Here is a 1595-nt window from a genome sequence, read left to right on the forward strand (position 1 = left end):
TGATGCCGTCTGGTGTGGCTTGACTCGACTGGACGGGGGAACCGAAGGTTGGCGTGCGCCCGTTGCGTAGGCTTGTGACGTGCAGTGGCATCTGGTACTCGGCTTCATGGCCGCAGTCACACCCCTGACATTGATTCCCGGCACGAGCTTCACGCTGGTCACGCAGCAGGTGATCGCGGGTTCGCGGTCCGACGGCGCGCGTGCCGCATTCGGCTCGGCGTGCGGGCTCTTGGTCCACGCGACGTTCGCCGCGGTCGGCCTGTCCGCACTCGTCATGTCCTCGGCTCGGGCGCTGACGACGGTGAAGCTCCTGGGAGGCATCTATCTCATCTGGTTGGGCGTGGCCACTTGGCGTTCAGCACGTCGAGGTGTAGAACCTGCGACACGCAGAAGACGGCGCCTCCCCTGGGCCCGGCTCGGGGGCTTTGGTCAGGGGCTGTGGTCCAACGTCCTCAATCCGAAGGCTGCGTCGGTCTATCTCACCCTGGCTCCGCAGTTCCTGACCTCCAGCCGCACGATCGCACCACAGATCGCCACGCTTGCGATCGTGCATGTAGCCGTCGTGCTGGTGTGGCTGCTGTTCTGGACATGCGTGGTCACCGTCGCGCGCACGACAATCGACACGCCGCGATTCCGGCGCGGGATGAGCCGCCTGGCAGGAGCTGTGCTGGTGGCCTTTGGGATTCGAACGGCGGCGGAAGCTGAGCCTGCGAGCTTGAGCGGTCCCGCAGCTGCAGCCACGATGAAATGATCTTGGTGTGGCTGGTGTGATCACGGCGTCGGAGCCGTCCTGGATCGCCCCGTTCACCGGGCTGAGCCCGCGTGCCTTCGGCAAACTGGTGACGGCTCTGCGCCGCGAAGGGGCGGATCCTGTCCGCAAGGGCCGGCCGTGGGGCCTGCCGCTGGAGGATCGGGTTCTGCTTGTGGCGGCTTACTGGCGTACCAACTTGACGATGCGCCAGCTCGCCCCGCTGTTCGGTATCTCGAAGTCCGCGGCTGACCGGATCATCGACCATCTCGGTCCGTCGCTCGCGCTCCAGCCGCGTAAGCGGTTCCGCAAAGACACCGTGCTCATCGTGGACGGGACCCTGGTACCCACCCGTGACCACACCATCGCCGAACAGTCCAAGAACTACCGGTACTCCACGAACCATCAGGTAGTCATCGACGCCGACACCCGTCTCGTCGTGGTGGTCGGCCGGCCTCTGCCGGGCAATCGCAACGACTGCAAGGCGTGGGAGGAGTCCGGGGCGAAGGCCGCAGTCGGCAAGACCATGACGATCGCCGACGGTGGATATCCGGGCACCGGACTCGTCATGCCTCACCGCCGCCGCAAGGGCGAAGAACTATCCGACTGGAAACAGGCACACAACAAGTCGCACAAACAGGTCCGCGCCCGCGTCGAGCACGTCTTCGCCCGCATGAAGACCTGGAAGATTCTCCGCGACTGCCGCCTGAAAGGCGACGGCGTCCATCACGCCATGCTCGGAATCGCCCGCCTGCACAACCTCAATCTCGCCGGATAGACGAACAGCCGGACGGGCCACCGACCACGTCCACACCCAACCAGAGATCATTTACGGGACAAGCCTTAG

Annotated in this window: 2 protein-coding genes; both read left to right on the plus strand. The window is 65.1% G+C overall.

Annotation, left to right across the window (positions count from 1 at the left end):
• Positions 1-79: 79 nt before the first annotated feature.
• On the plus strand, positions 80-751 hold the full coding sequence (locus ACIBCM_RS35235) for a LysE family translocator (RefSeq protein WP_399250528.1): 672 nt from the start codon (positions 80-82) through the stop codon (positions 749-751).
• A 7-nt stretch (positions 752-758) separates the two neighbouring features.
• Complete coding sequence (locus ACIBCM_RS35240) at positions 759-1526, plus strand: transposase (protein WP_399250530.1); 768 nt, start codon at positions 759-761, stop codon at positions 1524-1526.
• The last annotated feature ends 69 nt before the right edge of the window (positions 1527-1595 follow it).

The organism is Streptomyces sp. NPDC051018 (assembly GCF_044456085.1).
Classification (GTDB): Bacteria; Actinomycetota; Actinomycetes; order Streptomycetales; family Streptomycetaceae; genus Streptomyces.